Source organism: uncultured Gilvimarinus sp. (genome assembly GCF_963972205.1).
Classification (GTDB): domain Bacteria; phylum Pseudomonadota; class Gammaproteobacteria; order Pseudomonadales; family Cellvibrionaceae; genus Gilvimarinus; species Gilvimarinus japonicus.
This window is the reverse complement of record NZ_CAXAUC010000001.1, coordinates 137,317-163,547: the sequence shown is the minus strand read 5'-3', so window position 1 is coordinate 163,547 and position 26,231 is coordinate 137,317. Positions and strand designations below refer to the sequence as shown.

Genomic DNA, 26,231 nt, shown 5'->3' with positions numbered 1-26,231 from the left:
ATTATGGGTGCTCAGAAACAGTGATTTGAGCACGCGCCTGGTCAAGCCGCTGACACATCAACTCGGCACCATCCAATATACGCAACGTATGTCGCTGAATAATATCCGGCGGCACAAAAAACAAATGGTTATTGGCAACCGCCGTTAACGCCGGGTACTGTTTCCACTCGTCCAACCACTCTGGGCGCTCCTCACCCATGCCGCTGGCGACAATCACATCGGGGTTGCGCCCCAGTACCGACTCTGCATTAATTTTTGGCGCCAGCGATACGGCATCGGCAAACGCGTTGCGACCACCACACAAGCGAATCACATCGCTCACTAAATGCTCACCGTTAAGGGTTTGCAACGGTTGGTTCCAGACTTGGTAAAACACCGATACGGCTTTGCTGCTATGGTGAGCCTCGCGCAACTTTTGTAAGCGCGCAAGCCACGCATCAGCGGTTTTATTAGCCACTTGCGCAGTGCCTGCTAAAAGCCCAATAGTGCGCACTTCGCGGGCAATATCGTCAAGTGTGCGCGGCTCATCGACGTACACGGTAATACCCAGCCGCTCTAGCTGATTAGCAGCGGTTAAACCGTTACCGGACGACCAGGCCAGTACCAAGTCGGGTTTAAGCGCTAACACCGACTCTAAGCTGACGGTTTTGTAGGTGCCAACCTCAGGCAGTTTTTGGGCCGCAGGCGGATAATCACTGTAGCTAACCGCCGCCACTAATTTACCGCCCGCCCCGGCACTGTAGGCGTTCTCCACCAAGTGCGGCGCCAGCGCGACAATTCGTTCAGCCGGTGCGTTAAGGGTAATCAGCTTACCCCGCGCATCGGTCACCTCAATAGGCGCGGCGCAAGCCGCACCCGCAATAGCGCCAAGCCAAAACATCAGTGCCAAAACACTCCAGCGCTTACCGCAACGGCCAGCAAAAATATCGCTCACAAACTACTCCTCTAACGTGATGGTGGTTAACACACGCGCTAAACGCGTGCCGCCATCGGTGGGCAAGCCGAAACGCAACCAGGCATCGGCATTAACGGTGGCCCCGGTGGGCTCGGGCCAATGGCACCAACGGGTATAAATACCCTGCTCGGCTAAACGTTGGTACAAATGCCTCAGCGTGTGCCACGGCCCACGCAAGGTAACAAATAAGCCGCCGCCGGCTAAGGTACACTGAGCACCTACAAACCGCTGCAGCAGCGTTAACAACTGTTGCTGCGCGTCGCGCACCCGCAACCGCTGGGCCAGCTGCCAAGCGCGATCATTAAGCGCCCGCTCACCCAACCACTGCGCTGGGTGGCTAATAGCCCACGGCGGTAATGTTTGTCGCAACGGCTCGGCCAGCTCTGCGCTGTTAAGCAAAAACCCAAGCCTTACCCCAGCCAACCCAAAAAATTTACCCACCGAGCGCAACACACACAAACGCGGAAGGCTGGGCAGTAATATAACGGCGCTTGGCAGTGCGAGTGCATCGATAAAAGCCTCATCCACCAATACAACGCCAGGCAAAATACTGTGTAAAAACTCTAGCGTATTAAGCGGGCAGACCTCGCCCGTGGGGTTGTTAGGGTTAATCACCACCGCGTGAGTAACCGTGGCTTGCTCGGCAAGTTGGCACAATTGGGCGATAGCATCGTAAAACACAATCTGGTGCCCTGCTTGCTGCCACGCTTTTGCATGCTCGGCGTAACCAATAACTGGCAGGGCCACTGCGGCGGGTGGCAATAACAACGGCAACTGGCCCAGCGCAAACTGGCTGCCTGGCACGGGCACCACAAACTCCGGGCGCGATTGGTAATACTCGGCGGCGGCCTTGCACAACAGCGTATTGGCACCGGGCAAGTCGCGCCAAACATGCGAGGGAATATTAATCACCCGGTAACCCCAAGGGCTAATACCGGTCGATAAATCTTGCCAGGGTTCATCCGGCTCGCCAAAAACCGCACTGGCGTAGGTTAAATCGCCGCCATGGGGTAACGCTGGGGCAAACTCATCAAACATCAAGCGCGACTCTATTTATTAATAGCGCCAGCAACACGAGCACAATAACCACCAAGATCAATGCCCGGCTCACTAAACCTAGCGCGCGCGGTATGGCATCAGACCCTGGCGGCGCTCCGGCCGTTGCGGGCTTATCGTGCCAACGCTTATGGTAAAAAGCCCCGCCGCCCAAACTTAACTGCAAAGCGCCAGCGCCCGCGCTGATAACCGGGCCGGCATTCGGGCTGGCCCAATGGCCCGCGCTTTTGCGCCAGTTTTGTAGGGCCCCGGCCGCATCACCTACAGCGGCAAACGCCAATGCTGTTAAGCGCGCCGGTAAAAAATTGAGCGCATCATCCCAGCGAGCCGCCGCCCAACCAAAATGCCAAAAACGGTTATTTTTGTAGCCCCACATAGCGTCTAAGGTATTGCTTAAGCGGTACACAATCGCACCGGGCAAACCTGCCACGGCGAACCAAAACAGCGGTGCCACCACCGCATCGGCGCTATTCTCAAGCAGTGACTCAAGCGCTGCACGGCGCACTTGTAACGTATCGGCCTGTTCGCAATCGCGGCTGACGATACGCGCCACCGCCGTGCGGGCTTTTTCCAAATCTGGTGTTTCAAGCGCGGCCTGCACGGCCGCCACATGTTGAATTAAGCTGCGCCAGCCGAGAGTAAAATACAAACCGACACCACCGGCCACAATCGTCAATAGCGAGTAAGTGTTTAGCAGCCACCACCACAAGTAACTACTGGCCAAAAGCGCCGGTAAAATACACAGCAATAACGCCAACACACCCATCAAACGCGACCCATTACCCTCTCGGTTAAAACGCCGCTCTATTTTATCGGCGCAATAACCAAAACCCACCAACGGGTGAAAACGCGCCGGCTCACCCAAACGGTAATCGAGCGACACCCCAAGCAATAGCGCAAGGGCCGTTACCACAAGGCCACCAGTACAATTAACGTAAGCGCTTCGGCAAGCTCTACCAAGGCGCCCAAGCAATCGCCAGTGTAGCCACCAATTTGGCGGCGCCACAATTGCGCCCAGTACAACATTAATACAACTAATGCCAACAACAATGCGGATGCCGTTAACACCCCGGCCAATAGCCCGCACAGCGCAAAAACAACCAACGCAATCGCCCAGTAAACCTGCTTATGGGTGGCGTCATTCACAGAGGCCGCACCATCCTGACGGGCGTAATCGTTTAACGCCATAAAAGGTAAAATAATAGTGCGCGCCAATACCGCAGAAATAACAAGTGCAATAAAGATTGGCAAGATAACAAGTGTTGATGAACCTGCAGCAAGGGTAAACAACGCCGACAAAGCTGCCCATTTAACCAATAACAGTAACACCAACGATACCAGCGCCACCGCGCCACATGCGGGGTCATGCATCACGGTTAAAATTTTCTCGCGCCGCTGTGTTGCATCGACACATTTATGGCCGGCGTAGTAGGCATCCATGCAATCGGCTAAACCATCAAGGTGCAGCGCACCGGTAACCGCCACCCACAACACTAACACTAACGCGGCTGCCAAGGGCGCACCTAACGGCATTAATACCCCAGCGGCCAGGGTCAGCAAACACCCGATCACCAAGCCCACCAGCGGATAAAACAATACCGCGCGTTTAGCGGTTTGCTCGTCGACATCATTCAGCCAGCGGCCTACCGGCAACCGGGTTAAAAACATCAAGGCGTACAACATGGCTTGTAGCGCGCCTACCCGTGCATTTTGCGACATACCTTAAACCTGACCTTTACCGAATGGCTCGTGCATCAACTCGCCATTAGTAACAGTAATTGTTGTGCTAAAACCATAACCGATATTCAACTGCATCATTCCCGCAGCCCCTGTGCCCAAGGCCTCGGTTAACAGCAGTTTAATCACGCCGCCGTGTGTCACCATCAGCAAGCGCTCTTGTGGATAGTGTTGCTCAAGTGTCGTTAAAGCCTTTAACACGCGAGCGCGAAACTGCGTAAACGGCTCGCCGCCGGGCGGCGTTGTGGTATCGGGGGCGCGGCTCCAGGCGTTGCACAGCTGGGATTGTTCGCGCCAAATACGCTCGACTGATTGCCCTTCCCACTCGCCAAAGCAAATCTCGCGCACGTCGTTTTGCCTCTCGAGGGGCAAGCCGGTATTGTTGGCCAGCGCCTCGGCAAACCGGGCACAACGAATCAGCGGCGAGCTGACAATGCGGCTCCAACCGGCATTTAACTCGGCCAAACCGTTTTGCATTTGTTGCCAACCTTTCTCGTTAAGCGCTACATCCATTGAGCCGCGAAAAATTGCTCCGCCCTCGCACTCGCCATGGCGCAGCAAATCAATCTGCATGGCTCACACCGGCATCGGCAAAGGTGGCCATGGTGTTGTGTAGTGCCAATGCCTGACGAACAACACCGGCGGCCAATGCGGCCCCACTGCCCTCACCCAAGCGCATATCCAGCGCTAAAATAGGTTGGGCATTTAGTTTATCAAGCGCTAATTTGTGGCCAGATTCGTTCGATAAGTGCGCGTACAACAGCCAAGGCGCAAGGGTTGGCTGCAGGGCCACAGCAATAGCCGCTGCCGCAGTGCTGATAAACCCATCGACCAACACCGGCACACCCTGCTGGGCACTGCCAATATAGGCGCCGACCAAGGCCGCAATTTCAAAGCCGCCCAAGCGCTGCAATATTGCTGCGGGGTTTGTTAACTGATCTCGGTGCAGCTTTAGCGCTTTGCCAATCAGCTGGGTCTTACGGGCTAAAGTGGCCTCATCAATGCCGGTGCCTTTACCGGTAATAGCCTCTGGTGCCAAGTGAAACAACGCGGCAAGCAAAGCCGCCGCAGAGGTGGTGTTACCAATACCCATCTCGCCGCCAATAAATAAATCGCCCGACTGCGCCTGTGTAAAACCGGCATTTAAGGCCGCGCTGAGTTGCTCCGCCGTCATCGCCGGTGCCGATGAAAAATCGACAGTAGCCGAGGCAATGGTGTTATCGATAAGATTTTTATGGGGCGCCACTTTACCCACACAACCTAGGTTAACCGCGCGAAAATCCGCATCAAGCAACCCGGCTAATACTGATACCGCCGCGCCGCCGTGGCAAAAATTGGCCAGCATTTGCGCGGTTACTTCTTGCGGGTAGGCCGAGGTGCCTTGCGCGGCAATGCCGTGGTCGGCGGCAAATACGCGAATAACAATTCGCTCTAATGTGGGTTTAACGCACCCTTGGAACCCGGCAAAAGCGACCGCCAATGACTCAAGCCGCCCCAGCGAACCGGCAGGCTTAGTCAGTTGTGTTTGATGAGCACGGGCCTCGGCTTCAGCGCTAGCGCTAGGCCCGGTGATAACGTGGTTGACCCAATCGGGTATTGTTGCAGTTGTCATAACATCACTTAAGAGCTAGAGGTAAACCTGCCACCACTAAGGTAACAGTATTAAAACGTGCCGCTAAGGCTTGATGCAGCCAGCCCGAGGCATCGACAAAATCGCGCGACAATTGCCCCAAAGGCACAATGCCCGAGCCCACTTCATTGCTGACAAAAATCACGGCAAGCTCGCTGTTAGCTTCCGCTTGGGCGTCAACTTCAGCCAGCAACGCATCGCGCTCTTGTTGCCACACATTTTGGTGCAAACAATTGCTGATCCACAGAGTTAAGCAATCCACCAAAATGCACACGGGCTGATCGCGATACTGTTTGAGCGTTTCGGCCAGAGCAATGGGCTCCTCCAGGGTTTGCCAGCGGCTATCGCGCTCGGCGCGGTGCGTACTTATACGCGCGCGCATCTCGTCGTCGCCAGCTCCCGCTGTGGCCAAATAATACAGCGCCCCACCGGTTTGCTCGCGCCACGCTTCGGCGCGCTCCTGGGCGATGCGGCTTTTACCACTGCGGGCGCCGCCGAGAATTAACTGTCTCATACTGTAGTTCCCGTTTCGGTCGCGCCCAGCACCACCGGTTTACCGGTTTGCGGATGTTTAATAATACTCACGGGCGTATCGAAGACGTGACTTATTAAGGATTCCGTCAGCACTTCGTGGGGGCTGCCCTCGGCGATACACTCGCCGTTTTTAAGGGCAATGATACGATCGGCAAACGCACCTGCCAGGGTGATGTCATGCACCGTCATCACCACCGCCACACCGGTGCGGGCAAACTCCCTCACCGCTTGCATCAGCTGGTGTTGATGGCCGATATCTAAACTGGTGACAGGCTCGTCCAATAACAATAATCGCGCACTGGTGCTGGCATCTTCTGCGCGCCAAACTTGTGCCAGCACCCGCGCCAACTGAATACGCTGCTGTTCACCGCCCGATAACGACGGATACAAACGCTGCGCTAAATGGCTAACATCCAGCGCCGCCATGGCGGCCTGGCAAATGTCGTCATCGATCACCACACCGGTACTGTGCGGCGAGCGCCCTAGTGCCACCACCTCGCGCCCGGTAAAGGCAAACGTTAGCGGATTGTGCTGGGTGAGAACGGCAAGCTGGCGGGCCCGGGCTCTGGGTGCCATGCGCGTGAGCGGCTGTTGGGCAAAACTTATATGGCCGCTGTCTGGGGTTAGATCCTGACCAATGGTACGCAGCAAAGTGGTTTTACCCGCGCCATTGGGGCCAATAACGCACAGCACCTCGCCGGCATCAACGGCAAGATTAATATTGTTAATCAGCGTACGCGAGCCAATGCTCACCGAGAGGTTCTCGACAGTCAGCACGCCCTTATCCGGAGTATTTTGGCTAGTTTTATTCACTGTAAATCCCGCCTACTTTTTAACAGCGAGATAAAAAACGGCGCGCCCAAAATAGCGGTGACTAACCCAACCGGCAATTCTGTGGGCGCGATCACGACACGGGCGAAGGTATCGGCCAACAGCAGTAAACTCGCACCGCCTAAGGCGGATAGCGGCAACAATAAGCGGTGATCCGGCCCCACCCACAAGCGCACCATGTGCGGCACCACTAAGCCGACAAACGCAATGCTGCCAGCCATGGCGACAGACACTCCGACGCCGCCGGCGACCAAAATAATCAAGCGGGTTTTTAAGCGCTCGACATCGACACCTAAATGCCGCGCCTGGGATTCGCCCAGCAATAACGTGTTAAGTGCATGAGAAAAACCGCCCATGCTAAGCAACATAACCAACAGTACCGCCGCTGCGATTCCCGCTCGCCAGTAGTTGGCACCATCGAGCCCGCCCATGCGCCATAAACTTAGCCGGCGCAGCATTTCGTTATCGGCAAAGTAATCCATTAAACCGGTCAGGCTCGCGGCCAGCGCACTCACAGCGATGCCCATAAGCAACATGGTGGCCACCGATGTGCCGTTGATCGACGACGAAACTTTATACACTAACCACACCGCCAACAAGCCACCGCCAAATGCACCCAGCGAGACAAGCGATAAACCACTGACAAACCCCAACCCACCGGCACCAAACACAATAGCCACGCTCGCGCCGACGGAGGCACCGGCGGTAACACCAATTAACGACGGGTCGGCCAGCGGGTTGCGAAACAGCCCCTGCAAGTAAGCGCCACTAATGGCGAGAATCGCCCCGACAGATGCCGCCAGCAAGGCGCGGGGCAAACGAATCGAGTGCACGATAGCCGCACCATAACCCTCTAAGGGTTGACCGGTAAGCGCGCGAACAACATCAACGATGGACAAATCTACCGAGCCAAAGGCAATTGCCACGAAAAAGCTCAACGCCAACAGCCCGCTCAAAGTAAACCAGGCGAATCGCGGTGCCGTGCGCTTGACCAGGCTCATGGCGCCGCTGTCTCGCCACCGGCCATAAGCTCGCTAAGCCATGCATCGCTCAGGTGTTGCTCGAGTGTATCGGCCAGCCGATTTAACTGAGCCTCCCGGTGCGCTTGTAAATCAAACTCGGTGTTGGCGTCGCGATCGAGCCCCGCCCAGTGTAGTAGCGCGCTTAACGCCTCGGGGGCATCAAATAAACCGTGGATATAAGTTGCCAGAATTTTCCCGTCGGCACTCATCACGCCTTCGGGCCTTGGTTGGCCATCGAGTTTGTCGGATGCAATGGTAAAAGGCGCATGGCGGGTTACATCATTACCCGGCGCGCCAAACGCCGGCCCGCGGCTAATACCGCAGTGAATTTCATAACCGCTAAAATAACCGGTGCGCGCCGGCGTCTCACCGGCGCCACGTAAACTAAAATTGCCTTGTACATTTAACAGTGACTTTTGGCCGGTTAACTCTGTTGCGTAATCGCAATAGCCAAAGCCATCGATGCTACCGGCCGTATCTTCGACTCCCATAGGGTCATCAATACGCTTACCCAGCATTTGTAAGCCACCACAAATACCCAGCAGCTTGCCACCGTAACGCACATGTTTATCGAGCTTGGTTTGCCAGTTGTTTAACTGCAGCTGTTGTAAATCGGCGCGCACGTTTTTACTGCCGGGCAGAATCACTAAATCGCACGGGGGCAATTCGTCGCGCACCGAAACAAACTGCACATTAACCGATGGGTGTAACCGCAGCGGGTCAAAATCGGTGTGATTACTGATGCGCGGCAGTACCGGCACGACCACATTCAGTTGCTGCTCGCCTTTAACCTGCGCGGTGCTGATGGCGTCTTCAGCGTCTAAATATAAATCGTGCAAATACGGCACGACCCCCAGCACCGGTTTACCGGTGCGCTGCTCTAACCAATCGAGGCCCGGTTGCAGTAAAGCGATATCGCCGCGAAAACGGTTGATCACAAAGCCTTTAACCAACGCTTGCTCGCTGGGCGAAAGCAGCTCTAACGTACCCACTAAATGCGCAAAAACGCCACCTTTATCGATATCGGCAATAATAATCACCGGGCAGTCGACGGCCTCGGCAAAGCCCATATTGGCGATGTCGTTTTCGCGCAAATTAATTTCAGCGGGGCTGCCGGCGCCTTCAACCAGCACACACTGATACTGATTTGATAACCGGGCAAAAGACTCCAACACAGCCGCCTTGGCGGTGGCTTTGTAAGCGTGGTAATCCAGCGCCTGCATATTGCCCAGCGCCCTACCCTGAATAATCACCTGGGCACCGGTATCGGATGAAGGCTTAAGCAGTACCGGGTTCATATCGGTATGCGGCACAAGGCCCGCGGCCTGCGCCTGTAGTGCCTGCGCGCGGCCGATCTCACCGCCATCTTCAGTAACTGCGCTGTTTAGGGCCATGTTTTGTGGCTTAAACGGCGCAACCGCAATACCGCGACGCTGTAACAGGCGTGCAAGGCCCGCCACCAGCGTACTTTTTCCAGCGTCCGAGGTGGTGCCCTGAACCATTAATGCGCGCATAAATGTGCTGCCTTAGTATTTAGGTTCTTCGTAGCCTGATACGAAAACTTAATATCACTAACCCTTTATCACTAGCGTATCCAGCATAGAGTGACGGTAGTGAAATGTCATTCTTGAAGCGCTCATACCCTTCTACGAAGCACCGCTTTTAGGTCCCCTGCGCCCAGCCGAGCGGAAGCTGATTTTAGTGGGTAAGCAGATAGGAAATCTGCGCAAGCATCGCCAGGGCATGGACGCCCTGTCGATGCGGCCCTCTAAAATCGGCTGGAGCGAGGGCACCCTTCAGGGCTGAGGTGCCGGGGTGGCCTTTCTTTTGGTTACTTTGATTTGGCCAAACAAAGAAAAGTCACTCGCCACGCTCGGCGATGCGAGCTTATAAACAAAGTCCGCGTTAGCGGTGCCCAGTTCCGTGCAGTGCATAATCAGGTTGTTTCAAACATCTAAACTGGTGCACAACCGCTTCGCGCAAACCCACGAAGAACTTGTATTTAATAATCCACGCCTTTACGCGCTTTAACGCCGGCGCGAAACGCGTGTTTTACGTCTTTTATCTCGGCCACGGTATCAACCAACTCTTGCAGCGCGCTACCGCCACCACGGCCGGTTACCACCACGCTTTGCTCGCGCGGGCGATTTTTAATGGCATCAAGAATTTTTTGCTCATCTAAATATTTGTAGCCAATCATATAGGTCAGCTCGTCCAGCACCACAAGATCGTACCGCTCGTCTTGCAGCATGGCCTCGGCCTGGGCCCAGGTTTCTTCGGCGGCGGCAATATCGCCACTGCGATCTTGGGTATTCCAGGTAAAACCTGTGCCCATTTGATAGAGGGTTACCTCGGGGCATTTGTTTTTAACAAATAACTCCTCGCCCGATAACTGCGCGCCTTTAATAAACTGCACGACGCCCACGGTGTGATCGTAGCCCAGCGCACGCATCACCATACCAAAGGCCGAGCTGGATTTACCTTTGCCGTTACCGGTAAGCAAAATAGCTACACCGCGCTCTTCATCGGCGGCGGCGATATTGGCATCAACTTTAGCCTTTTGCTTTTTCATCGCCTCTTTATGGCGCTGTTCTTTATCGTTGCTCATTTGGCCTCCAATTGTAATTTTGCATTAAATTTTAAGCTTCGAGCTGCTTACACACTTTGGTACGAAGTGCCGCTTTTAGCTCCCCTGCGACCAGCCGAGCGTAGGCCTATTTTAGGGGGTAAGCACGCATGGATGCGTGCGCAAGCATCGCCACGCCATGGACGGCGTGTCGATGCGGCCCCCTAAAATCGGCCGGAGCGAGGGAACCCGCAGGGCTGAGGTGCCGGGGTGGCCTTTGACGTGCACGGATGCACTAATGCCGCGAGCGCATGGAAGCGCGAGAGCGGCCTTTTGGTTACTTTGCTTTGGCCAAACAAAGAAAAGTCACTCGCCACGCTCGGCGATGCGAGCTTATAAACAATGTCCGCGTTAGCGGCAGCTATTTATGTGTGTACAACTATCAAGCACACAACATTAAATAGCCTTGCCCACAACACTCCCCCCGCACGGGGCCTAACATTATCGCTAAAAAGTAACCTCTACCCCAGCGTAACCCGAGGCGCCTGCAGTGCGGTAACCCGGAACTTCAACGTAATCTTCGTCGGTGAGGTTTTCGCCGCGCACGTAAAACGTAAGTGCGGGACTTATACGGTAGCGTACGCTGGCATCAAGCACTTGGTAATCGTTTATTGGCTTGCCAGTACTGTCAACCGTACCTTTAGCCCAGCGCGCATTTAACGAGGCAGTTAACGCATCCATCGGTCTGTAGGTAAAACCAAGGTTTACCATATCTTTAGGCTGACGCGCGCGCGGCGAGTCGTCGTTATCGCTCGCGTCGGTATAGGTGTAATTAGCGTTTAACACCAACAACTCACCCAGTGGTGCATCCACAATAAGCTCGACACCCTCAGACTGGCTCTCGCCCGAGCCCTGAATGTAGCCTGTGTAACCGACAAGATCAAAACCAATCTCCCGATCAATCGTTTGATCAAACAGCACGGCCTCTAGGTGCAGGCCACTGTTGGCAAAGTATTCCAGACCAATATCAAACCCTTCACTCTCTTCTGGCGCCAGCGGGGCCAGCGTCGCGTTATTTTGCGAGTGATTGTAATCTATCTCGTATAGGCTGGGCGCACGAAAGCCTGTACCGTAACTGGTTTTAAGCTTGAGTGTGCCCGAGCTGACGGCATCGATCACATAAGCGCCACTTACACGGTAACTGTCATACTCACCAAAATCGTCGTTATCATCGCGACGCACGCCGGCGGTAAGATAAAACCGATCATCGTAGTTACCTTGATACTCGACATAGGCGCCCCATTGATCGCGGCTCATATCCCGCACCGTGTCTTCGCGCTGCTCTAGGCCGTAGGCCACAGTGTGTGTATCGCTCAGGGTCGCGTGGCCGATCCACTCCAGTTTTTGAATATCGCCTTCGGTATCGTAAGAGACCTCGCCTGCCGCATAGTTTTTACGGGCGACATCGGTATTCGAGTAAGCCAGCTCATTATTAAAAATGGCCGTCGAGTGAATCAAACTTACCCGTGTATTGGTTTGGTCAAAGTACCCCACCATGTCTGGCTCGCAGCCATATTTAGGCGAACACTGGTCAAACTCATTGGTCGCATCGGTATCGCGGGCAACGGCCTCAAAGCGCAAGTTGTCGCTGATATTCCAGCCTACCCGGCCGTGCAAGGTGGTATTTTCGTACCCGTCATCATCTTGCGCCACTGTGTCATACAAGCTGGTATTAAAGCCGTCGGTTTCGACATAAGCGGCCGACACATAGTAATCGACGCTCTCATTAGCGCCGCCAATACTGGCGTTATAGCGTTGGCTGCCGTAACTACCGCCTTCTGCGGCTAGATTGATCTGGCTACCTTCGTCGACGCCCCGAGTGGTGATATTTAACACACCACCAGCATCGGCGCCGTACATCATGCCTTGCGGGCCGCGCAGTAGCTCGACCTTGCCCACGTTGGCGCTAAGAATATGCTGAATTTGGCTTGAAGCCTGAGTACCCGTAGGGTCGGTCACATCGATGCCGTCAACCCGCACCAAAGTGCGATAACCAGATTCGCCACGCACCCGAATCGAGCTAGGTTTGCCCGCCCCGCCCGAGTTGGTCACTGAAACCGATGGCATGGTGCGCAGCACATCGGCCAGCGAGGTGAAACCACGGGCTTTAATTTGCGGTTCGTCCATGACCGCGACGGAGGTGGCGACCTCGCGCAGCGGCGTATCTTGGCGCGAGCTAACGACCACGATGGTTTCAAGCGATGGCAACAAATCACTTTGCGACACCGAATTGGTTTTGTCTTGTGCCCACGCAGGCGCACTGAATGCGGAGGCAACGGCCACCGCCAGAATAGTTTTGTTCAAAGGTTCAACCCCTAAGTCGATATTGGCTTGGGATCGAGGGAGGAATAGCAATGCGTCACGCAAAGCGTGGAGTGTCGTATTGCCAGATGGTAGCCCTCCGCTCCATCACGGTTCGATCCAGGCCGGTATCGGGCTTACAGAGTGTGCCGCGCACATGCTCTGATCACCGTTGCGGGGGCAGCGCCGGATTACCGGACTTCCCGTTTAACCTACTCAGCCCACCGGTTAGGGTGGCAGTAGGCACCTGCTATCGTGGCGCGCAATTTACGGTGCGCGCGGGGGTTTGTCAATTATTGGCGCTTTCTAAAACAACAGCAGCTTTGATCTACATCACCGTTTAAATATTAACCTATGTAAAGGTCATTGCGGGCCGGCGCCAGCCCTGCTGCAATAGCCATTACCTAAAACCATTGATCGAGGGACTGGCTATGAGCAACTACCTAACATCGCGGCGCCGCCTACTGCAGCAAATGGGCGTGGGGGCCACTTTACTCAGTGTTGGTGCCGGGCGACAGGTGCTGGCAGCAAGCGGTGGCAAAAAGCTCGGCGTGGCACTGGTGGGGCTTGGCTACTACAGTCGCGATTTGCTGGCACCGGCCCTGCAACTCACCGAGCACTGCGAGCTTAAAGGCATTGTCACCGGTAGCCCCGACAAAATACCCGTGTGGCAAGAAAAGTACGGCATTAAAGACGCCAACGTCTATAACTACGACACCATGCACGAGATCGCCAACAACCCCGAGATCGATGTGGTGTATATCGTTGTGCCCACTGGGTTACACAAAAAATACGCAGTAATCGCCGCCAACACCGGCAAGCACGTGTGGTGTGAAAAGCCCATGGCGCTAACACCCGAAGACTGCCAAAGCATTATCGACGCCTGCCGCAAAAATAAGGTGAAACTATCGGTGGGTTACCGCATGCAGCACGAGCCCAACACCCAAACCGTAATGCAATACGCCCAGGATTTACCCTATGGCGCTATCCGTACCGTTAATACCCAGGCAGCCTACGGCGGCAACGGCCTACCCGCCGATAACTGGCGCATGCAAAAACATATGGGCGGCGGCGCGCTTTACGACATGGGTGTGTACACCATCAACGGTGCGCGCTACGCCACCGGGCTAGAGCCCATTGCCGTTACCGCAACACGCTCGTTCGATCACCCCAAATTTACCGAGGTAGACAACACCACTCACCTAACGCTGGAGTTTCCCAACGACATCGTCGCCGAGTGCATGACCTCGGTAGTGCAATCAGGTAATCAGCTGCGGGTAAATGCCGAAAACGGTTGGTACCAACTCAAGCCCATGTCGGAATACAGCGGTGTGCAAGGCATCACCAGCGATGGCAAAAAGCTCGATAAATACCTCGCCAACCAGCAAGCCAAACAGATGGACGATGACGCCCTGGCGATTATTAATGATTCGCCGGTATTGGTGCCGGGCGAAGAAGGCATGCGGGATATCGCCATTGTGCGTGCGGCGATAGAATCGTCTGACAAAAAGAAAAGAGTTACGCTTTAAGCGATTGACAGCCCTCCTGAGCGGAGGGCTTTAGTTGAATATTGAGTAAACTGTCCCCGGAATTCCCCATTGTGCGCGCGGCGATTGAATCGTCTGAGAAAGAGAAAAGGATTACGCTGTAGGCGATTGCCATTTACGACGGTATCTGTCCCCGGAATTCCCCGCGCACGGCTCCTCCGCGTCGGCCTGAATGCCTTGCTCTGTCGTCAATGAGCGCTACTCCTCGCTCAGACTCCTAGCCACTGCGGTACTCACTCTCTCCATGGCCCAATCATGGCCTCGGTAATAGTCCAGCATGTACAGTAAGTCGCGAACGGCTTCGAGCATGTGGCGTACCTCTTCGGTTGATACTGTTTCTTCACGCCCATGTACGAGCTTGTTCCGCAGTTCTATGCCTTTCTTGATTGTGGAAATGACCTTTTTGGGGGGGCGACGAACTTCACCGTTAATCCGATTCCTTGCGGGTAGCTGCGCCATGTAGTCGCGTAACATGCGATCTAGTGGCGGAGACTGCAAGTTCTCGACAATCCAACTCACCGAAGGGTTCAATTCTATCAAAGAAGTCTTAAACCCAGTCTCTGCCGCGGCAATCCCCATTACAAGCGCACTTCGGGGATTGTCCCGTTGATTCTGCCATGCTTCACGAAATAAATCGTGATATAATGGTTGCTTAGATTGAAACTGAATTAGGTTTTCAATATTCGATCGACACTCCTTGTCGAATTTAGCCTCTTGCATTTCGGGCATATGCAGGGGAAATACTCCGGAGATCATTTGACGGTTCAAAAATCCATGTTCGTCGATCACCTTTCCTTCCTTGGTGTCATCGTGCCATCTCATGAATGACCATCTGCTCTGAAGTCCCAATGGCCCACCGACAATTCCCATGCGCCAGCGAACCACGTTGAATATCTCAGACGCCATTCGGTCCATATCCTTATGCAACGCAACTATGAAATCACGATAGGCGACCGGCAAGTTTTTGAACCCGTTCTGACTCTCGCCTCCAAGATTCGAATCAGCTTCTACGTCTCCGTTAAACACGGCGCGCACCAAATCCGGAAGGTTATCTTTGCGATGAATTGTTTGCACCAATACTTGCGGTTCCTCGTCTTCGCTGAGTGCATGCTTGTAACTCATTGCCAGCGAAAACATCTGCTTTGGATCATCAAATTGAATTGCCCTAAAATCCTTAAGCGGCGGTTCAAAGCCCCACGGGTCTAATCGGTAATATGTTTGGAACAGCAATGCGAATCTCCATATTTCGATTTGTAACTGTTATCAAAATTGTCAGGCTGGTTCAGCGACACTTCAACTTTCGTTGCCAGTTCCGAAGCTCTCCCGGTAGGATTGACGAGAGAACGCTTTTCTCACCGGAAAATTGGGAGCGAAGCGAGTAACTTATCAAATTCACTTTTCAAATTTTGTTTGAAATTTCCTCCACCTTTCCGACAAATACGGCCATCTGTCTTTGAAAGGTACTGTAGATGCCTTTCGTTCAAAATAATTGACAAGGAATTCTAGCTGAACAAAGCTCTCTTGCGATTCACGTTTAATAATACCAAGCAATGATATTTTGACCTCCTCAATAGATGGCCTATCAGCGGCGTCAACTGAGAGCATGTTATGAATAAGAGATTGGACCTCAGGCTCTATCGAAGCAATATGCTCAAAAGCTATACTTGCGGTCGCTGCCCACTTTTTCCAAGCATTAGCCTTAGTCCACTTTTTACTATTACCCCCAACCGGTCGAGGCCAATAATCATTTAGTTTTATGCCAACCGGATGGAAACCACCACTCATAAGCTCATAGAGAATGACCCCTAGCGCAAATATATCCGTTTTAGGTGAAAGCTGAGACTCACTCCACTGTTCTGGAGCCATATAAGGCCGTGAACCACCAAAGACGGAAGAGTCTTGAAAAGCATTTGCTAGACCGAAATCGGCGATTAGTGCCAAATTATAGATATCCAGATCAGGTAAACCACGAAATTCACTTTTTACGTCCCTCAGAAAAATATTGGCTGGCTTCAAATCTTGATGCGCTACTAAACCACTTTTATAGCAGTGACTCAAGCCACTGCAAACATAAACCATTATTGAAAGCTTTTCGGTCACGCTAGAAAGCTCAGACTTTCGCATCACCTTCTCAAGGTCTCCTCCCCAATAACGAAATAGCGCCACAGGGTTTCCAAGAACCTCAGAGAAATCAAAGGCCCAATGAACAAACATCTGGTGGCTATATGAAAGCTGATTCTTTAGTTCATTAACAAATCTTTGATTCGTTTCCTGAATGGGAGCGTTTCTGAGAGGTTTCGGTATTTTCGCACATACATATCGGGGTGATACATTTTCACCTTGATCAAAAACATAAATCTCTCCGCACATACCTTCAGAAACTGAAACACAAGTCCCTTTATTACCCAAAGTAACCTCTAACATAAATTTCTTCTGAGCAGCATCGAGGGCATGAAAATCTATTTGATCCATGGAGCTTAGCTTCCTTTGCATTTAACAGTACAATAAGCAGAATTTCGACTATACGAAACCAAACCACATCTCTTTTTCTCCATTTATTTTCGAAAAATAATATCAAGCTCAACCGGTTAGCACCCCCTTATCTACATTTTCCCACAGTGAAAGCGAAGCCACCGTGTTTAACAAGCTCCCGGAGGGGCTTTGCATGCATCCGCGACACTAAATAATACATATATTTCAAAGAGTTAGAACGCTTCGCATGGAGGAACGAAGACGAGTAAGTTTGTTACTCATAGCGCCCTCCCCTTGAAGTCACTCCCGCCCGCCTGCATTGAGTGCGCCCGCCCCGAGCGTTGTAATCGCCATTACAGCCCGCCCACAACAAAGGTCTACCTCCACTAAACTAGCCTTCTCACCCTGTTCAACAAAAAATGACTCACAGCACCCACTCTTAAGCACCACAGCGCACTACAAATGGCGTTAATCAGTCGTGCTTTTGGGGGGCCCGGGCGTGCCTTACGGCGCGCGGCACTTGCGCTTTAAGGCGAAAATATTGACACTAGCAAAGAGACATTAGGTGTCACCGCGAGAGCTTTTAACCCCAACGCAAGGACGAAGACCTTCATGCCCTGGTTACTTATGTTCCACATTGCCGCCTTACTGTGCTGGTGCGGGACTTTGCTGTATTTACCGGGTTTACTTGTGGGCCGATCCGGCGGTGCAAACACAGTAACCCAGCCGGCCCACAGTGCCAATTACTTAACATTACCGCGCCTGGTGTATACCCGAATTGCCACACCCGCAGCGCTGACCGCCATTATTGCCGGCACACTGGTTTTTTACCGGTACGGTATTTGGGATGTGTGGCTGATGGTTAAGTTAATGTTGGTGACGTTATTGGTGGTATTGCACCTTTTAACGGGGCTGCTGATTGCCAAAACCGAGCGAGGCAAGGTGCAGCGCGTAAAAGCATACGCCTATCTCATCGCGCTGCTGCTGGGCGCCACCATGACGGCAATTACCTGGCTGGTGTTAGCCAAGCCGTTGCAGGAGCTATAGCATGACTACACCCATGTGGATGCCTATGTGTATGCCTATGCGTATGGGAGTAGGAGCGCCTCAATCAAGCGTCGGTATCGACACCCACACCGTGTTCGTACACCAGCTGCCCACCAAGGATACCCGCCAAAGCGATCAGCAAGGCCGTGACAACCGACAAGGTGACGCCCCAAGGGCTAACCCAAGCCAACATATCTTGGTAGCGCAGCAGCCAATTAAGGGTAACGATAGACAGCGCCATTACCGCGACCAGCGCGTGGCTCCAGGCGGTAATAAGGCGCCGGATTTGTTTTACCGATACCAAATCGATCAGGCCAATCAGGCCAGCGCCCCAGCCGCCCAACGCGCCAACACCGGCCAGCCACAAGCTGGCGCGGGCCCAAAATTCATCGGCGGTAGCAATATAAGCCACATCGGTTGCCACCAACGCCATCAGCGCGGCCACCGGAAAGTGAATCAGCATGGGGTGAATGGGGTGGCCGGCAATAGCCGTGCGGCTGGGGATGGGCGAATGGGGCATAAATTGTATCCTGAGCCAAAGGCCATAAAAAAAGGGTTAGCTGTAGCGTTTGCCGCCGCGTTAACAGGCTGTAGCGGCCCGCAATCGGCGCTTGACCCAGCAGGCCCAGCCGCCGAGGTTATTGCCTGGCTGTGGTGGGGCATGTTTGGCTTTTTTACACTGGTGCTGTTTGTGGTGCTGGGTTTATGGCTGTACGCCATGCAACGCAACCACGCCAAGGTAAGCCCCGCCGATGCAATCCGCTCGACTAACCGGTGGATTATAGGCGGCGGCATCATTCTGCCATTAATTACCATCATTGTACTACTGGGCGCGGGGATTCCTGCCGGGCAGCATGTTCTTACCCTAGCGGACGAAACCACCAAGCCGCTGCACATTGATGTGCACGCGCACCGTTGGTGGTGGGAGTTTCGCTACCCCAACACCGAGGTAATTACCGCCAACGAGCTGACCATACCAGTCGATACCCCCATAGAGGTAAAGGTTTACAGTGACAACGTGATTCACGCGTTTTGGGTGCCACGATTGGGCGGTAAAATTGATGTGGTGCCCGGCCGCGCCAACCGCATACGCCTGCGGGCAAGTGAGGTGGGCACCATGCGCGGGCAATGCGCCGAGTTTTGCGGCACCGGCCATGCACACATGGTGTTTCAGGTTAAGGTGTTAAGTAAAAGCGACTATGCCGCCTGGCAGCAGCGCCAGCAGCAAGACATCGTGGTTGCGCCCGAGCACCAAAGCGCCGCGCAAGCATTTACCACGCACTGCGGCGAGTGCCACCGGGTAAAAGGCATTACTCAAGGCACTGGCGCGCCAGATCTAAGCAATATCGGTGCGCGCCGGCTAATGGGGGCAAGCCCACGCGATGGTGCGCACGTTAGTATTGCCCAGTGGCTTAACACTCACCCCACGTGGCTGCAGCGCGAGAGCACCCCACTCCACTCAGACATTACACCCGAGCAACAAGACGCCATTGCCACCTGGCTGGAGACTTTAGATTGAACACCAACGACCCACAAGCGGCCGAAGACTTTCACCATCAGTTTGACAAAGTGTGGGGTAACCCTCGCGGCCTGCTGGCACTGACTATCGTTAATCACACCACCATTGGCCTGCGCTTTTTAATCACCGGTGGCGTGTTCTTTTTAATTGGCGGCTTGCTTGCCATGCTGATTCGCACTCAGCTGGCGCTGCCGGGGCACGACTTATTAACGCCTGAGATTTACAACCAAGTCTTTACCATGCACGGCACCATTATGATGTTTTTATTTGCCGTGCCGGTGATGGAAGGGTTTGCGATTTATTTAATACCCAAAATGATTGGCGCGCGCGACTTAGTGTTTCCGCGTCTAAGCGCCTTTGGCTATTGGTGCTATTTGTTCGGCGGTATTATTCTTACCTCAAGCTTGGTGATGGAAATCGCCCCCGCCGCCGGCTGGTTTATGTACACGCCTTTAAGCAGCGCCGTTTATGCGCCGGGGCCCGGCTCAGATTTTTGGCTGCTGGGCATTACCTTTGTCGAGATATCGGCCGTGTCGGCGGGTATCGAGCTGGTGGTATCCATCATGCGCACCCGCACTCAGGGCATGGGTTTGCAACATATGCCGCTGTTTGTTTGGTACATCTTAGCCATGGCCTTAATGATTGTGTTTGGTTTTCCGCCGCTGATTTTAGGCAGTATTTTACTGGAGCTTGAGCGAGCGGCGGGCATGCCCTTTTTTGATGTGGCGCGCGGCGGCGACCCCATCCTGTGGCAGCATTTATTTTGGCTGTTTGGCCATCCCGAGGTGTACATTCTGTTTTTGCCTGCCGCCGGTATGATATCCACCATTTTACCGGTGTTTTGCCAGCGGCCCATTGCCGGTTACCGCTGGGTGGTTTTGTCGATTATTACCACCGGTTTTATCAGCTTTGGCCTGTGGGTACACCATATGTTTACTGTGGGCATCCCGCATTTGGCTCAGGCGTTTTTCTCGGCGGCCAGTATGATGGTGGCCATTCCTACCGCGATTCAGGTGTTTGCCTGGATCGCCACCCTCTGGAACGGCCGGCCGGTTTACGAGCCCCCTATGCTCTGGGCGCTTGGCTTTTTGTTTATTTTTGTGGCCGGCGGTTTAACCGGCGTTATGCTCGCGCTAGTGCCGTTTGACTGGCAGGTACACGACACCCACTTTGTGGTGGCGCACTTTCACTTTGTGTTGGTGGGGGGCATGTTCTTCCCGCTTATGGCGGGCATTTATTATTGGCTGCCGCACTTTTCTGGCCGTATGCCCAACCGCTCATTGGCGCGCTGGGGGTTTTGGCTGATATTTATAGGCTTTAACGTCACTTTTATTATTATGCACGTAACCGGCTTGCTGGGTATGCCACGGCGCATTTACACCTACGAGGCCAACTTAGGCTGGGATTTGCCCAATATGATCTCATCGGTGGGCAGCTTTATTATGGCCGCCGGGGTCGCCACTTGTTTGCTCGATATTATCCTGCACTTTCGTTTTGGCGAGCGCGCCAAACGAAACCCGTGGAACGCCGACACCCTTGATTGGAGCACCTCGCTCCCCCCCAGCGCCTATAACTTTGCCACTTTGCCTGAGTGCACCAGCCGCCACCCGCTGTGGGACAACCCCGACTTACAAACCACCATTGAGCACGGCCATCACGGGTTGGCGACGATTGATCACGGCCGCCGGGAAACCTGGGGCACCGATCCGCTTACCGGAAAAGTTCGTGAGATCATTCATTTACCCGGCAACAGCTGGCTACCTTTTTTTGCCGCCTTGGCGACGGCCGGCCTGTGTATCTGCCTGCTCAGTAAGTTTTATACAGTCGCCATTATCATGGCACTGACCAGCACCGCTTTTTTATTGCGCTGGTCGTGGGAGAACGGCGCTCACCCACGCGCCGCGCCCAATGCACAAGTGGTTGAGGGCGACCCACCACTGCACTCGCGCACCCACGATGGCCCGGGCTTATGGGGGATGAAAGTCACCTTGCTGGCCAACGGCTCATTGTTTTTATCGCTGCTGTTTGGCTGGCTCTATTTATGGACAGTGGCCCCCAACTGGCAGGTGCCGGATCACCCGCCGGTACACTGGCTGGGGCTGCTTAGCTCTGGGGGTTTGCTAACGGCTTCACTTTTTTGGTTTAACCGGGTGATCAAACGTTTGCGCCGGGATATAGCCACTCACCTGCAGCCGCACTTGTGGGGAATTTCGGGGTTAGGCTTTACCCATTTAGTGATACTGGTGGGCGTTTGGCAAAGCTCAAACCTTGCACCGCAAGATACCGCTCACGACGCCGTTATAACCGTTATGTTGCTGTACCAAATATTGCACAGCGCTTTAGCGGTTATCATGACGGTATTGCAGGCGTTGCGTATGGGCAGAAATTACGTCGGCATACACGCGCCCTACGAGCCAAACGTGGTACAACGTTGGTGGGTGTACACCACCGGCACTTTTTGGCTTATTTATGCGGTTGTGATTTTGTTACCCAACATGTGGAACCTAGCCTAATGCTGTCGCCGTTTCATCCTTTACAGTTAACGCTAGGTTTAGTCATTTGGGCACTGTATTTTGTCGTGCTTTACGCAGGCCTATCGATCAGCTGCCAGCACTTTGCGCCCCCGGAGCAAAGCGGTGCCTTTAACTGGGTAAACATCGCGCTACTGTTACTGACATTCGCGGTCACTTTGGGGCTGTTGTTTCAAGCGCGCCGCGGCTGGCATATTATTAAGCTCACAAAGAAAACAAGGCCCGCCACCCCCGATCACAAACAATCTGCGAGTGTTCCAACGACGCCACAATTTATTAACTATGTGGCCGTATCTATCTATGTCGTGGCAGCCATGGCAACGCTTATCAACGGCCTACCTTTGGTGTTGTTAGTACCATGTATTTAATTCGTTTGCTTCAAACCAGTGCTGTGGGTATGGGGCTTATGCTCTGGCCCGCACTGGCCGCCGCCCACAACCCCTTGACCGAGCCAGGCGAAGCGGCGGTATTAACCGGCGCCGCCCTTCTGGCGATTGTCTGGGTCAGTTACTGGCTGGGCTGCTTAAAGCAATGCCCCAGCAAGCGCGATTGGTGGCTGTTTAACATCGCCAATGCGCTGAGTGTTGTCACTTTATTTGGCCCACTTGATGATTGGGCCGAAACTAACTCTGCAGCGCACATGGTGCAGCATATGCTGATGATGGTTGCCATCGCGCCCTTGTGGGTTATCGCCCGGCCTTTACCGCAGTGGTATGCCTTGCAGCCCACGTTGGCGGGTTTGGTTTTTAAACCTCTTTTGCTGATCGCCCGCCGCCCAATGCTCGCCACGCTAATTCACGGCGGCATTCTTTGGCTGTGGCATACACCGGTACTGTACGTGCTAGCGCTGGAAAATTTATGGTGGCATTTGTTTGAGCACCTGTGCTTCTTAGTCAGTGCTGGCGTGTTCTGGTGGTCGGTGCTGCGCAGCCAACATAATAATACCCCGCCTGCGCTGCTCGCACTTTTGGTCACTTTGATGCACACAGGTTTCTTGGGGGCGTTACTGACGTTTTCAGAGAGTTCGTGGTACGGAGAGTCGCGCCTTCTTCAGCACCAGCAACTTGCAGGCCTGTTGATGTGGGTGCTTGGGGGCGTTCCCTACGTAACCGCTGCGTTTTACTTGGGCTGGCGCTGGTTTAACCGGGCCGAAAAACACCAATAGGCCCCTTTACTGTGTGGCAAACTGACACGGTTAGCTGCTGTGCATAACGATCGTCGGATGCTCAAGTGGGCGCCCACCGAAAAAGAGGCTGGGCCCGCCCGATACGCTAACCGCCAATAACTGTGCCACCGTTGGGGTGCAGCACTTGCCCAGTCATATAGCTGGCGTCATTGGAGGCTAAAAATATATAACTGGGGGCAACTTCGTCGGGCTGGCCAGCGCGGCCCATGGGGGAGCTAGCGCCAAAGTTTTCCACCTCGTCGGCGCTAAAAGACGCGGGGATCAGCGGTGTCCAAATGGGGCCAGGGGCCACGGCGTTCACCCGGATATTGCGCTCAGTTAAGCTGCCGGCCAAAGATCGGGTCAAGGCGACAAGCGCGCCTTTAGTCGCGGCATAATCCAGCAATACCGACTTACCTCGATAAGCGACAATAGAGGTGGTATTAATAATACTGTCCCCATCGCTTAAATGTTCCATCGCCGCCTGAGTCAAAAAGAATGTGCCGAAGATATTAGTATCAAAGGTTTGGCGCAGCTGAGCCTCTGAAATATCCGTAATGTCCTCTTGAACGTGTTGCTCGGCAGCGTTATTGACCAACACATTCAACCCACCAAACTCCGCGACAGTTTTGCGCACAGTATCGCGGCAAAACTCAGCGCTGGCGATATCTCCCTTTATCGCCAACACCGGCGCTCCGGCTTTGCGGATATGCTCACAAGTGATTTCAGCATCGGCGTCTTCGTCTTTGTAAATAAACGCGACCTTCGCGCCCTCTTTGGCGAAGCCGATACAAACGGCACGACCAATACCACTATCGCCGCCACTCACAAGAGCAATCTTACCTGTGAGCTTTCCTGCGGCCTTATAGTCTTTCATAAAAGACTCGGGCTGCGGCTGCATTTTACGCTCATCTCCCGGCTGGTGAGCCTGGTGCTGACGCGCAAACGACGTTGGTTTATCACTCATGACGGCTCTCCCGGTTAGATATTAGGGCGCTTTTGAATGGACTGGTCGGCCACCTGACGCTGCTTCTCGTTGCGCATTGCGGTTTCCATGAAGTCCGCCTGCTCGCCATCCAGAACCTTCTTAGCATCGAAGAAGATCTCATTTTCTTCCTCTTCAATATGGTGCTCCAGGCTTTCTTTAAGCGATAGAAACTTCTGATACCATGCGGCGCCGGTTAACTCCGAATCGGTGAGCTCGGATAAGAGCTGTTCAGCCTCTTGGTGCTCCTCCTCACCGTGTTCTACTTCGTCTTCGATTTTTGTGTGATTTTTTAGCGGATCGTAAAAGGCTTTTTCTTCTGCCTTGCTGTGAATAATGATGGTCGCTTTCAATTGGTTAAAAAGCTCGCTCCGCCGGTCTGACTCTTCTTGCCCCAGCGCCTCGATCTCACTCATTAAATGCTTAATTTTTTGGTGATCTTGCTTCAGGTACGTATAAATAGACATAAAACTCCCTCGGGTTAGCGAAAAGTCACACAAGCGTCTCGGGTTTTGCATTAGTTATGCCAAGTTAAAATCCGAGGACTATGCACGCAAACACCACGAATAACTCGCTGTAGTACGCAAAGGCAGCTAAAAGCGACAGTGATGTCGTAAAGAGGAAAATTTTTATGAAGTTTTTACAGATATACACAATGTGGGGCGGGAGGTACAAACGACGATTGCGCTTCATCGTCTAAAACTGTCGCTATTAGCTACCAACCATCGTAAAGGCACGCGGTAACCAACACATCCCGCAACTTTTGGTACTCTTCCCAAGAAAAATCAGCACTGCTTAGTTCTGTAATAACAGCTAATGGTTCGTATCGCTCAGGCCTAACATTAAGTGCAGGCTCACGCTTATCGATGATGTGCTCTAGGTTTTTGCTATGTGAAGTAATAAGGTGCTTAATAGTTGCTACGGCAGTTACTGGCGGGCGAAGCTCGGGCGACGGGTGGTTAGCGATGTAAAACAAGATATCCGATGCTTTTAAATACGCAAGCGAGAACGAGCTAACCGCCTCGGAGGCGTGAAAATAGGCCACCACTGGATAAGCGCCATATTTTGTGGAAAATTTTGTACCATTTAGCTGAATCGAAAACAGCTTTTCCCAGATAAAAGCAACATCACTGGGCTCTCGCAACCGCTTAATCAAAGTGGATTGATCAGACACCACTGAGTTGATCTGATGCGCTAGTTGACGCTTCTCCAGCGCCACGGGAACTACCGAAATAATATACGACAAACCCAAAGAGGTTAACAAAGTCGCTGTAGACACTGCTGCGGTACTGTATAGCGTCCAGGGAAAGCCGCTTGCGGTAAAGTCGCCATAGCCCAGCCCACTTAAAGTAACGCCGGTAAAATAAAGAGTTTCTAGGCCCGAGGCAGACGTTAGCGAATTACTATTTATGATATTAGTGTCTGCCGAGTGGAATATTAAAAACCAACCGACATTTAGCATGCCATACCAAAATAGAACAACCAGCACCATCAACACCGGCCCACTGACAGACAACAGCTTGTGCGATGGCTTAGCACGGTGCATCACTAACATTAAACGCCATATCTTGCGCGAGATAAATGAAGTGGCTGGGCCACCGCCGCGTAAACTTAAAATCGTCACAAAGGCATCAAACAGGGTAAACAAAATAACCGCAAAGCCAAGCGCCACTTGAGCGACTGAAAGGGTCGTCATAAATAGACCTTATAGGTTGCTTGGTTTAAAAGAGGCTGAAAGCCTAGCAAATCATTGCCCGAAAAGCTAAAAAGCCTGTGTCACTCGGCCTACTCCCCCGCCATTTGCTTTAACTGGCGATTGTGAAACGCGGAAAAAACAAGCAAAGAACAAAGCGCCCCAAGTAACGCCAGCGCCATATCTGATTGCGTATCCCAAACATAGCCTTGCGTACCTAAAAACGCCTCAGCTTCCTCGCCCGAGGCCAGCGCGACCCACCACTCGATCAGCTCGTAAAACGCACTAAACGCCAAGCAAATAGATACAACCACGATACCTCGCCAAAAATCGCCATTGACGACTCTCTTGCGGATCAGTATTTCCCTCGCAAGCAGCGCAGGCACAAAACCCTGAAAGAAGTGGCCGACTTTATCGTAGTTGTTTCTCTCGGCGCCAAACAGCCCGTCAAACCATGGGACCTCGGCATACGTATAGTGCCCACCCACCATCAAGACGATGCAGTGCAATAGAATAAAAAAATACAACACAGGCGAAAGCCTGAACGACTTATAAGTGGCCGCCATCAACACAACCCCAA

General features: G+C 53.3%; 25 protein-coding genes and 1 riboswitch. Of the genes, 6 read left to right on the top strand and 19 right to left on the bottom strand.

From position 1 onward, the window contains the following. Nucleotide 1: 1 nt before the first annotated feature. The 12 genes from AACY82_RS00700 to AACY82_RS00645 form a co-directional block, all read right to left on the bottom strand. On the bottom strand, nucleotides 2-934 hold the full coding sequence (locus AACY82_RS00700) for a cobalamin-binding protein (protein WP_339614836.1): 933 nt from the start codon (nucleotides 932-934) through the stop codon (nucleotides 2-4). A gap of 3 nt (nucleotides 935-937) precedes the next feature. Beyond that, nucleotides 938-1,993, bottom strand: a complete 1,056-nt coding sequence (locus AACY82_RS00695) for an aminotransferase class I/II-fold pyridoxal phosphate-dependent enzyme (RefSeq protein WP_339615585.1) — start codon at nucleotides 1,991-1,993, stop codon at nucleotides 938-940. Next, a complete protein-coding gene (gene cbiB / locus AACY82_RS00690) occupies nucleotides 1,986-2,924 on the bottom strand; it encodes an adenosylcobinamide-phosphate synthase CbiB (RefSeq protein ID WP_339614835.1) in 939 nt (312 codons plus the stop codon). Before cbiB ends, AACY82_RS00695 begins: the two co-directional genes overlap by 8 nt. Continuing rightward, on the bottom strand, nucleotides 2,918-3,730 hold the full coding sequence (locus AACY82_RS00685; RefSeq protein ID WP_339614834.1) for an adenosylcobinamide-GDP ribazoletransferase: 813 nt from the start codon (nucleotides 3,728-3,730) through the stop codon (nucleotides 2,918-2,920). The genes cbiB and AACY82_RS00685 overlap by 7 nt, the downstream gene beginning before the upstream one ends. Before the next feature lie 3 nt (nucleotides 3,731-3,733). Further along, the gene (gene cobC / locus AACY82_RS00680; protein ID WP_339614833.1) at nucleotides 3,734-4,321 is read right to left on the bottom strand and encodes an alpha-ribazole phosphatase family protein; all 588 of its coding nucleotides are present in this window, start codon (nucleotides 4,319-4,321) and stop codon (nucleotides 3,734-3,736) included. Beyond that, nucleotides 4,311-5,360 (bottom strand): nicotinate-nucleotide--dimethylbenzimidazole phosphoribosyltransferase, encoded by a 1,050-nt coding sequence (gene cobT, locus AACY82_RS00675; protein ID WP_339614832.1) that lies wholly within the window; start codon nucleotides 5,358-5,360, stop codon nucleotides 4,311-4,313. Before cobT ends, cobC begins: the two co-directional genes overlap by 11 nt. 4 nt (nucleotides 5,361-5,364) lie before the next feature. Further along, entirely contained in the window at nucleotides 5,365-5,892 is a 528-nt protein-coding gene (cobU, locus tag AACY82_RS00670) for a bifunctional adenosylcobinamide kinase/adenosylcobinamide-phosphate guanylyltransferase (RefSeq protein WP_339614831.1), read from the bottom strand. Continuing rightward, nucleotides 5,889-6,725 (bottom strand): heme ABC transporter ATP-binding protein, encoded by an 837-nt coding sequence (locus AACY82_RS00665; RefSeq protein WP_339614830.1) that lies wholly within the window; start codon nucleotides 6,723-6,725, stop codon nucleotides 5,889-5,891. The genes cobU and AACY82_RS00665 overlap by 4 nt, the downstream gene beginning before the upstream one ends. Further along, on the bottom strand, nucleotides 6,722-7,744 hold the full coding sequence (locus AACY82_RS00660) for an iron ABC transporter permease (protein WP_339614829.1): 1,023 nt from the start codon (nucleotides 7,742-7,744) through the stop codon (nucleotides 6,722-6,724). The genes AACY82_RS00665 and AACY82_RS00660 overlap by 4 nt, the downstream gene beginning before the upstream one ends. Next, complete coding sequence (locus AACY82_RS00655) at nucleotides 7,741-9,279, bottom strand: cobyric acid synthase (RefSeq protein WP_339614828.1); 1,539 nt, start codon at nucleotides 9,277-9,279, stop codon at nucleotides 7,741-7,743. Before AACY82_RS00655 ends, AACY82_RS00660 begins: the two co-directional genes overlap by 4 nt. A gap of 488 nt (nucleotides 9,280-9,767) precedes the next feature. Then, nucleotides 9,768-10,373 (bottom strand): cob(I)yrinic acid a,c-diamide adenosyltransferase, encoded by a 606-nt coding sequence (gene cobO, locus AACY82_RS00650; protein WP_339614827.1) that lies wholly within the window; start codon nucleotides 10,371-10,373, stop codon nucleotides 9,768-9,770. A 465-nt stretch (nucleotides 10,374-10,838) separates the two neighbouring features. After that, nucleotides 10,839-12,695 (bottom strand): TonB-dependent receptor, encoded by a 1,857-nt coding sequence (locus AACY82_RS00645; protein ID WP_339614826.1) that lies wholly within the window; start codon nucleotides 12,693-12,695, stop codon nucleotides 10,839-10,841. A 102-nt stretch (nucleotides 12,696-12,797) separates the two neighbouring features. After that, nucleotides 12,798-12,958, bottom strand: a riboswitch (cobalamin riboswitch). Between the two features lie 165 nt (nucleotides 12,959-13,123). Here AACY82_RS00645 and AACY82_RS00640 point away from each other — a divergent pair. Continuing rightward, a complete protein-coding gene (locus AACY82_RS00640; protein ID WP_339614825.1) occupies nucleotides 13,124-14,221 on the top strand; it encodes a Gfo/Idh/MocA family oxidoreductase in 1,098 nt (365 codons plus the stop codon). Between the two features lie 216 nt (nucleotides 14,222-14,437). Here the strand turns inward: AACY82_RS00640 and AACY82_RS00635 are convergent, their stop codons facing one another. Together AACY82_RS00635 and AACY82_RS00630 are read right to left on the bottom strand one after the other, a co-directional pair. After that, on the bottom strand, nucleotides 14,438-15,469 hold the full coding sequence (locus AACY82_RS00635) for a hypothetical protein (RefSeq protein ID WP_339614824.1): 1,032 nt from the start codon (nucleotides 15,467-15,469) through the stop codon (nucleotides 14,438-14,440). 162 nt (nucleotides 15,470-15,631) lie between these two features. Continuing rightward, nucleotides 15,632-16,711 (bottom strand): protein kinase, encoded by a 1,080-nt coding sequence (locus tag AACY82_RS00630; RefSeq protein WP_339614823.1) that lies wholly within the window; start codon nucleotides 16,709-16,711, stop codon nucleotides 15,632-15,634. 612 nt (nucleotides 16,712-17,323) lie between these two features. Between AACY82_RS00630 and AACY82_RS00625 the strand changes: the two genes are divergently transcribed. Next, nucleotides 17,324-17,758, top strand: a complete 435-nt coding sequence (locus AACY82_RS00625; protein ID WP_339614822.1) for a CopD family protein — start codon at nucleotides 17,324-17,326, stop codon at nucleotides 17,756-17,758. A 64-nt stretch (nucleotides 17,759-17,822) separates the two neighbouring features. On the opposite strand, the gene AACY82_RS00620 is transcribed toward AACY82_RS00625, so the two are convergent. After that, nucleotides 17,823-18,278, bottom strand: coding sequence for a DUF2231 domain-containing protein (locus AACY82_RS00620; RefSeq protein ID WP_339614821.1), 456 nt, complete (start codon nucleotides 18,276-18,278; stop codon nucleotides 17,823-17,825). Between AACY82_RS00620 and coxB the strand changes: the two genes are divergently transcribed. Genes coxB through AACY82_RS00600 form a run of 4 tightly spaced genes read left to right on the top strand, consistent with a single transcriptional unit; the run spans nucleotide 18,270 to nucleotide 22,973 of the window. Further along, the gene (coxB, locus tag AACY82_RS00615; RefSeq protein ID WP_339614820.1) at nucleotides 18,270-19,277 is read left to right on the top strand and encodes a cytochrome c oxidase subunit II; all 1,008 of its coding nucleotides are present in this window, start codon (nucleotides 18,270-18,272) and stop codon (nucleotides 19,275-19,277) included. The genes AACY82_RS00620 and coxB overlap by 9 nt on opposite strands. Further along, a complete protein-coding gene (ctaD, locus tag AACY82_RS00610; RefSeq protein ID WP_339614819.1) occupies nucleotides 19,274-21,790 on the top strand; it encodes a cytochrome c oxidase subunit I in 2,517 nt (838 codons plus the stop codon). The genes coxB and ctaD overlap by 4 nt, the downstream gene beginning before the upstream one ends. Then, nucleotides 21,790-22,176 (top strand): hypothetical protein, encoded by a 387-nt coding sequence (locus AACY82_RS00605; RefSeq protein WP_339614818.1) that lies wholly within the window; start codon nucleotides 21,790-21,792, stop codon nucleotides 22,174-22,176. The genes ctaD and AACY82_RS00605 overlap by 1 nt, the downstream gene beginning before the upstream one ends. Continuing rightward, entirely contained in the window at nucleotides 22,167-22,973 is an 807-nt protein-coding gene (locus tag AACY82_RS00600; protein WP_339614817.1) for a cytochrome c oxidase assembly protein, read from the top strand. The genes AACY82_RS00605 and AACY82_RS00600 overlap by 10 nt, the downstream gene beginning before the upstream one ends. Nucleotides 22,974-23,079: 106 nt before the next feature. Here the strand turns inward: AACY82_RS00600 and AACY82_RS00595 are convergent, their stop codons facing one another. The 4 genes from AACY82_RS00595 to AACY82_RS00580 all read right to left on the bottom strand — a co-directional run bounded on the left by AACY82_RS00595 (nucleotide 23,080) and on the right by AACY82_RS00580 (nucleotide 26,223). Continuing rightward, nucleotides 23,080-23,940: an SDR family oxidoreductase gene (locus AACY82_RS00595; RefSeq protein WP_339614816.1), complete on the bottom strand. Its 861-nt coding sequence runs from the start codon at nucleotides 23,938-23,940 to the stop codon at nucleotides 23,080-23,082. Between the two features lie 14 nt (nucleotides 23,941-23,954). Beyond that, nucleotides 23,955-24,425: a hemerythrin domain-containing protein gene (locus AACY82_RS00590; RefSeq protein ID WP_339614815.1), complete on the bottom strand. Its 471-nt coding sequence runs from the start codon at nucleotides 24,423-24,425 to the stop codon at nucleotides 23,955-23,957. Between the two features lie 248 nt (nucleotides 24,426-24,673). Further along, complete coding sequence (locus tag AACY82_RS00585) at nucleotides 24,674-25,654, bottom strand: hypothetical protein (RefSeq protein ID WP_339614814.1); 981 nt, start codon at nucleotides 25,652-25,654, stop codon at nucleotides 24,674-24,676. A gap of 89 nt (nucleotides 25,655-25,743) precedes the next feature. Then, complete coding sequence (locus AACY82_RS00580) at nucleotides 25,744-26,223, bottom strand: DUF2238 domain-containing protein (protein ID WP_339615584.1); 480 nt, start codon at nucleotides 26,221-26,223, stop codon at nucleotides 25,744-25,746. Between the last annotated feature and the right edge of the window lie 8 nt (nucleotides 26,224-26,231).